Source organism: Halomonas ventosae (genome assembly GCF_004361885.1).
Lineage (GTDB): Bacteria > Pseudomonadota > Gammaproteobacteria > Pseudomonadales > Halomonadaceae > Halomonas > Halomonas ventosae_C.
The window spans coordinates 20,381-27,217 of sequence record NZ_SNWH01000029.1 but is presented as its reverse complement, the minus strand read 5'-3'; the positions used below and the strand labels follow the sequence as shown (position 1 = coordinate 27,217).

Below are 6,837 nucleotides of genomic sequence, written 5' to 3'. Positions count from 1 at the left end.
CCTGGTGCGCTGGGAGAAAAGGGCCGATACCTACTTGGCGATGCTCCACTTGGCGCTGGGCATCATCACGTGGCGGACATGCCTATCGAAATAGGTTCTTAGAGCCACCGACAATGAAGCAAACGGCTCATGTCGACGAGAACAGGCCAACAGGCCTGCGTGGGTGCAAAATTTTCAGGAGGAATAGATGACTGACACTGATCTGCGCCGGGGCGAGGCCACCGCTGCGATCGATCCGCCCTCCGACGCCGTGCTTCAGTTCATCGGCACCATCCGCACGCCTTGGGCGGATCGCAAGGACTGCCCGCGCCAGGGGCAGCTTGACGGGCCTGAATGCCGGATCGAACTTCATCCTGTGTGGCATCCTGCGCTGATGGGGTTGGAGCACTTTGAGCGCATCGAGGTGCTCTACTGGCTCGACCAAAGCCGCCGCGACCTGTTGTTGCAAAGCCCGCGCGATGACGGGAGAACCATCGGCACCTTCGCCTTGCGCTCGCCGGTGAGGCCCAACCCGATCGGCACTTCGTATGTCCGTTTGCTGCGGATCGATGCGGGGGTGCTGCATGTACGGGGACTCGACTGTCTCGATGGAACGCCGCTCATCGACCTCAAGCCCGACCACTGCGCCTTCACCGTGCAGGCGCCGCCGAAACTCGAAGGCAACCAAGCAACCTGAACGATAGGAGAACGACCATGCGAAAGAGACTCCTGCTGGCCTCGGCCCTTGGACTGGCGATGAGCCCGGCCCTGGCACAAGATGTGGCGCTTTATGCCGCTGGCAGCCTGAAAGCGGCGCTTTCGGAGGTGGCGCAAGACTTCTCGCGTAGTTACGACACGCCAGTCGCGACAAGCTTCGGCCCATCCGGCCTGATGCGCGAACGGATCGAGGCGGGCGAGAGGGCGCACGTCTTTGCTTCGGCCAACATGCGCCACCCGCGCGCACTGGAAAGGGCGGGTAAAGGAGGGCCCGTGGCGCTTTTTGCGCGCAACCGTCTTTGCGCACTGGCGCAACCTGATGTCGAAGTCTCTGCTGAGACGCTGCTCGACGTGATGCTCAAGGATGACATCCGGCTGGGCACATCGACGCCCAAGGCTGATCCCTCCGGCGACTATGCCTTCGAGCTTTTCGACAAGTCCGGCCATGCCGAAGTGCTTAAGGCCAAGGCCCTGCAACTGACCGGTGGGCTGGACAGCGCAGCCCCGCCCGAGGGACGCAACACCTATGCCTGGGTGCTGGACAGCGATCAGGCGGACCTGTTTCTGACCTATTGCACTAATGCCGTGCTGGCGAAAAAGGAGGTGCCGGGCCTTCAGATCGTGCAGATCCCTGAAGCCCTCTCGGTCGGGGCCGATTACGGACTGATTGTGCTAGACGGGGCCCCGCCCGAGGCCTGGAGGCTGGTGCTGCACATCCTCTCGCCCGACGGCCAGTCGGTGCTGGCCGATTACGGCTTCGACGCCGCGACTTTACCCAAGGCGGAGTGACATGCGCTACCTGGCGAGCTCTCAGCAGGATACCGCTCGCGCCAGACGCGAAATCGTGCCGCCACCGGCCAGGTTCAGCATGACGCCATGGACACCGTCGGCGAGACACCCTGGGTCAGTGCCGCGGCATGCTGAGCCTGGAGCGCACGCTGAAAGCCCTCGCGTGCCTGCAGGCGGGCCCAGTAGTCGCGCACGTTCGACTTGAAGCGTTCGTCCAACCCCAGGTGGCTGGCCAGCAGCAGCGCGTAGCCCACCGAGACGTCGGCGGCGGTGAAGCGCTCGGCGCACAGCCAGTGCCCCGATGCCAGCCGTGGCTCCAGGGTGCGCAGCCGGGAAAGGAACCAGCGGCTATAGTCCTCCACCACCTGGGGCAGGCGACGCTCCGGGGGTTCGAAGTGGCCGTAGCGCAGCACCAGGGTCTGGGGAAAGGTCAGGGTCGCCTCGCCGAAGTGCAGCAGGTTCAAGTAGTCGCCATAGCCGGGTTCATCGATGGCCACGTCCAGCCCCGCCTCGGGATGGCGAGCGGCGAGATACTGGCAGATGGCCGCCGACTCGGTCATGCGCGTCTCGCCGTCGATGAAGGCCGGCACCGTGCCCAGCGGATTGACGGCCAGGAAGGCCTCGTCATGCATCCGGGGCGGGAAGGCGTGCAGGATCAACTCATAGGGCAGTTCCAGTTCCTCCAGCAGCCACAGGGGCCGGAAGGAGCGAGCACTGACACAATGGTGGAGGCGGATCATGGGGTCTCCTGGTGCGTTCTTGGTAGCCTTGGAGGTAGGTCATGGCAAAAGGCTACTATGCTGCCTGCTGCCGGGGTAGGCGCGCAACGCGACAGCGGCCGACCCGGAGAGATGCCCTGACGACCAGAGGAGTCCGTCATGCATATCGCCGTGCTTACCCTCACCTTCAGCCTGCCGGGCTGTCGCTCCCTGAAGGAGAAGCGCCAGCGCATGGGTGGCCTGCATGAACGCTTCGGTCGTCATCCGTCGATTGCGGTCTGCGAGAGCGGTGACCTTGATCGCCACGATGCCAGCGAGTGGACCTGCGTGGTGGTGGGCACCACGGCGCGGGAGGTTGCCTCGCTGTGCAGCGAGATCGAGGACAAGTCGCAACGCACCGTCGACGGTCGGATGCTCGATGCCACCCGCGAATTCCTGTGAGCGTGACCACCATGAGCTTCACGGGATACTGCTGGCTCTTCTCTTGTTACACGTGTTACACGGCGCTTATGGTGAGTCGCCGGCGCCCTGGAGCAGCCTCTGGCGCTGTTCCTCGGTGAGCAGATCCTGCAGTGCATTATGCAGGCGGACGCGCTCGGCGATCATCTCGCCCTGGAGCTCGGACATCTGCGCATTGAGGGTCTTGACCTCGTCGGGATCGGGGCGAGCCTGCTGCATCAGGCTGAACATCTGCTCGCGCAGCTCCATCATCTTGTTGGCACGCTTGAGTTGGCTGCGCTGATGTTCCTGCATCAGTTCGCGTGCGGCGCTACGTTGCTGCGCATCGAACAGTTGGAAGAAGCCGCCCTGCCCATAGCCAGGCCCCATCATGCCGGGGCCCATCGGGCCGTAGCCCTGACCCTGTCCATAGCTCTGCCCATAGCCAGGCCCCATCATGCCGGGGCCCATCTGGCCATAGCCGTGACCGTGGTTCTGCCCATAGCCCGGTCCCATCATGCCCTGTGCGAGGGCGGTGCCGCTGGCTCCCGCCGCCAGGGCCATGGCCAGGCCGATGGTGAGGGTCTGCTTGCGAATCTTCATGAGGTATCTCCTGTGGAATCGCGGTTGCTGATCACCTTCACACCTGTTGGCAGGGGTGACTTGTTCAACAGCATAGCGGGACGGCGAGTCACCCACTTGATGCACATCAATCACCTTGCAGCCTCACGACAAAAGGCGCTACCGGTATGGCTTTGCACCAGTCGATCAGGATCGCCATCCTGAGGCTTGAGGGCCGGGGTGGCATGCGTATGCATGACCCTGCCCGGCCGATCCATCCATGAGAGGCCAGTCGTCGAGTGTCATCTGGCGAGGGCCGTCATAACAGCGAGGTATCACCATGCTTCTCGAAGGTTCCTGCCATTGTGGCGCGGTGCGCTTTCGCGTCGAGTCGCCGCACCCCTATCCCTATCAGCGCTGCTACTGCTCGATCTGCCGCAAGACGGCCGGAGGAGGCGGCTATGCCATCAACCTCGGTGCCCTGGCCGCGACCCTCGAGGTGGAGGGCGAGGAGCATCGGCGCATCTACCATGCGGTGATCGATGGCGAAGAGAGCACCGGCGAGCGCCACTTCTGTGGCCACTGTGCCAGTGCGCTGTGGATCTTCGATCCGGACTGGCCGGAACTGGTGCATCCCTTCGCCTCGGCGATCGACAGCGAATTGCCGGTTCCGCCGGAGCGAGTCCACCTGCTGCTCGACAGCAAGGCGTCCTGGGTGGAAGTCGAGGCCCACGACAACGACCGCTGCTTCGCCGGCTATCCCGAGGAGAGCCTCGCCGAGTGGCACCGGCGTCGGGGCCTGGAGTGCTAGCGACGGGTATGCCCGACACCTTCGCCCATGCCGAGTGCTTCGCGCGGTTGACCCAACTGCTGGCCGAGTTTCAGCCGCTGTGGCAACCCCTGCCGTTCCAGCATCGCCGGCTCGCCTGGGCCGAGGCGCATCCCGAGCTTGCCGACCGGCTGCGCGCCCTCGATGATGCCACCTGCGCGCGCCTTAAGGCCGATCCCTTCCGCGCCTCTGCCCTGGACGAGTGGCTGCCGGTGGCGGCACTCGCCGCCCTGGTCGCGCTTCCTGAGCTGCCTGCCGAAGGGCCTTGCCTGCCGTCGCACTGGGCCGAGCACGGCCTCTCGCTCACCCGGGAGCAACTGGCCATGGCGGTGCAGGAGACCGTGACCGCTCCGCGTCATGTGCGCCGCCATCGCGAGCGGGCCAATGCCTGGCGGCTGGGCTTCGATGCCCTGCAGCGCCGGATACGGAGCGAGGATGCCTACCTGCCGGTGCCGAGCCTCGCCTATGGCCGCATGCCGGAGGACTTCGCGGCGTTCTGCCGCTGGGCAGCGGAGTGCAAGGGACTGACGTTGCCGCCGGGGATCGACTGGGGCGCCTTCGAGCGGGAAGGGCATCGCCGCCATGCCGAGGTCACCCGCCTGGAGCTGATCCGCCACCTCTTTCGCCGCCCGCTGGAGGTGTGGCTGGTGCTGGATCGTCTGTGGCGGCTCGAGGAGGCGGGCTTCACGGTCGAGCTTGGCACCTTCTGCGCGCGTGAACTGACCCCCCGCAACCTGCTCTGCTGCGGGCTTGGCGCTCAGGCAGTCACCATGACCGTCAGGGCGACTCCCGCGCCTTACGCCAGGCTTCGAAGTAGTCGCGCATGCGCTCCAAGGGGCGGGCGTACCAGGCCTGACCTTGGGCAGGGCCGTCCCTTGGTGGCTTTATTCGGCGAGGTCAGGCGGGTTGGGTGTCGATCTTGCCGAAGCGGTGGTGCAACCAGGCGTTGATATCGTCGGACTCGTAGAGCCACTCGTCGGCACCCTCGTCGTGAGCGATCTTCAGGCAGGGCACCTTGATGCGCCCGCCGCCCTCGGCAAGGTCACGGCGGTGCTCGGGGTCGAGCTGGGCGTCGCGCAGCTCGATGGTCAGGCCCAGGCGAGCGATCTCCTTGCGTACCCGGATACAGAACGGGCAGGTGCGGAACTGGTAGAGCGCTAGGTGGCGGCACGCCGCGTCGACGCTAGCCTGTTCCTCCGGGCTGCGTTCGATGGCCTGGGGAGTGGAGAGCTTCTCGGTGATCAGCATGACCGGCGCCAGCACCAGGCGCATGCCGCGGAAGAAAGTACGAATCAGCAGTCTCATCGGGGATGATCAACCTCGCAAACGATGAAGGGTCAGGGCGTTGTGCCAGAGACGCCCATGATGCCTGTCGTGGCCGCGTGTTGCGAGACGTTCGGCGGGCCGTCCTTCCCATGGTTACGGCGCAGCTGATCGACGCAAACGTCACGGGGTGGCAGGCGGAAAGCGGGCCAACAGTTCCTGGCGTTCGCCGTGGCGAAGGATTTCCAGCGGCAGCAGGGTGCCGGGAGCCTGGCGGCCGATCACCTCGGTGAGGTCGGCGGGCTTTGCCATGGGCTGGCCGGCGGCGGTGATGATCACGTCTTCCGCAGCGAGGCCGGCCGCCTCGGCCACGCTGCCGGGGGCGATGCCCTGCACGAGCACACCGTCGGCATGCTCGCCGATCAGCACCCCCAGGCGCGGCGGCTCGGGCAGCTGGAAGGCCGACTCGTCGCCCAGCACGAAGAGCGCATCGGCTCGCGTCGCGGGCGGCTGGCAGTCGGGACCCGGCGTCCAGGGCAGCAGGCTGCGATGGTCGTCAACGCCCAGGTCCTTCAACTGGTAGGGCACGCCGTTGCCCAGGTGGCCCTGGCCCATCAGGCCCGCCACCAGGGTGCCCGGTGCGGTGGCATCGACCAGGGCGGTGGCCATGGCGCGATCCCAGACCAGCTGGGCGCTGATGAAGCGCTCGAGGTTCTCCGGGTCGTCGTCGCGATCGGCGTGTTCGGCGTAGATCGCCTCCAGCGATGCGCGGTAGTCAGGCAAGGCCGGGGCCGGTGGCGTGATGCCGAAGCGCTGCTGCGCGGGGACCGCCTGCCAGCCCTCGCTTGCCAGGCGGCCGCGCAGCTCAGGGGACACGTTGAGCGCCAGCAGCGGGATGCGCTGCATGCGTGCGAAGTGCAGGATCGGCAGGTAGAGGGCCGGGTCGAAGCCCCAGGCCTGGCGCCAGCCACTTTGCTCGAGGAAGGCGGCTTCATCGAGTTCACCGGCTACCCAGGCATCCAGTGCCGGTTGGGCCTCGCGGGGCAGCATCTCCAGGCCAATCACCAGCGATGGATGATGAGCATGCAGGGCGGCCAGGGTGTGAAGCTGCCAGCGGTGATGATCGAGGCGGTCATGCTGCTCGCCGAGCAGCACCACCTGGGCTCCGGCGAGTTCCGTCATCATTCCGGCGGTGGTTCGCGTCTCGCCACCGGCGAGCTGCCACTGGCCGGGCATGGGGCAGCCCTCGGCCTGTGCGGCGAGCGGGGCCAACCAGGCCAGGCTGGCCGCGATGGCGAGACGGCGGGCATGGAAAAAGCGGGATTGCGACATCGGCGACGCTAGGGCCTGTTGAGGTTTCTGCGCGAACCGTGTTGCTGCGCCAGATGCCGCCATTTGCCGCGCAACCCAATGGGCCGGACCCGTTTTTGCACGATACTGCGTTATTCGTCGTTCATTTGAAACAAGCAAACCACTCTCCTCATGCCTTGCCCCGCACAAAAAGCCCCGCACAAAAACGGACCCCAGCCTACCCGGCGACTC

Annotated in this window: 9 protein-coding genes and 1 pseudogene; 6 read left to right on the top strand and 4 right to left on the bottom strand. The window is 65.9% G+C overall.

From position 1 onward, the window contains the following. The 3 genes and pseudogenes from DFO68_RS14225 to DFO68_RS14215 form a co-directional block, all read left to right on the top strand. A pseudogene (locus DFO68_RS14225) lies at nt 1-94 on the top strand (IS5/IS1182 family transposase); the annotation flags it as partial. Between the two features lie 93 nt (nt 95-187). Then, nucleotides 188-676 carry a tRNA (N6-threonylcarbamoyladenosine(37)-N6)-methyltransferase TrmO gene (gene tsaA, locus DFO68_RS14220; RefSeq protein ID WP_133484295.1) on the top strand — a complete coding sequence of 163 codons (489 nt, stop codon included), beginning with the start codon at nt 188-190 and terminating at the stop codon, nt 674-676. Between the two features lie 17 nt (nt 677-693). Beyond that, complete coding sequence (locus DFO68_RS14215) at nt 694-1,485, top strand: molybdate ABC transporter substrate-binding protein (protein WP_133484294.1); 792 nt, start codon at nt 694-696, stop codon at nt 1,483-1,485. Between the two features lie 74 nt (nt 1,486-1,559). On the opposite strand, the gene DFO68_RS14210 is transcribed toward DFO68_RS14215, so the two are convergent. Then, nucleotides 1,560-2,225 (bottom strand): glutathione S-transferase family protein, encoded by a 666-nt coding sequence (locus tag DFO68_RS14210; protein WP_133484293.1) that lies wholly within the window; start codon nt 2,223-2,225, stop codon nt 1,560-1,562. Between the two features lie 138 nt (nt 2,226-2,363). On the opposite strand from DFO68_RS14210, the gene DFO68_RS14205 reads away from it, so the two are divergent. Continuing rightward, complete coding sequence (locus DFO68_RS14205; RefSeq protein WP_133484292.1) at nt 2,364-2,645, top strand: DUF503 domain-containing protein; 282 nt, start codon at nt 2,364-2,366, stop codon at nt 2,643-2,645. A 66-nt stretch (nt 2,646-2,711) separates the two neighbouring features. On the opposite strand, the gene DFO68_RS14200 is transcribed toward DFO68_RS14205, so the two are convergent. Further along, nucleotides 2,712-3,245 (bottom strand): periplasmic heavy metal sensor, encoded by a 534-nt coding sequence (locus DFO68_RS14200; protein WP_133484291.1) that lies wholly within the window; start codon nt 3,243-3,245, stop codon nt 2,712-2,714. Nucleotides 3,246-3,543: 298 nt separating this feature from the next. Here DFO68_RS14200 and DFO68_RS14195 point away from each other — a divergent pair, with 298 nt between their 5' ends. After that, entirely contained in the window at nt 3,544-4,014 is a 471-nt protein-coding gene (locus DFO68_RS14195) for a GFA family protein (protein WP_133484290.1), read from the top strand. An 8-nt stretch (nt 4,015-4,022) separates the two neighbouring features. Further along, nucleotides 4,023-4,982, top strand: a complete 960-nt coding sequence (locus DFO68_RS14190) for a hypothetical protein (RefSeq protein WP_243726528.1) — start codon at nt 4,023-4,025, stop codon at nt 4,980-4,982. Here DFO68_RS14190 and DFO68_RS14185 read toward each other — a convergent pair. Continuing rightward, nucleotides 4,930-5,337, bottom strand: coding sequence for a glutaredoxin family protein (locus DFO68_RS14185; protein WP_133484289.1), 408 nt, complete (start codon nt 5,335-5,337; stop codon nt 4,930-4,932). The two genes, DFO68_RS14190 and DFO68_RS14185, sit on opposite strands and share 53 nt — an antisense overlap. Before the next feature lie 141 nt (nt 5,338-5,478). Further along, complete coding sequence (locus tag DFO68_RS14180; RefSeq protein ID WP_133484288.1) at nt 5,479-6,627, bottom strand: ChaN family lipoprotein; 1,149 nt, start codon at nt 6,625-6,627, stop codon at nt 5,479-5,481. Between the last annotated feature and the right edge of the window lie 210 nt (nt 6,628-6,837).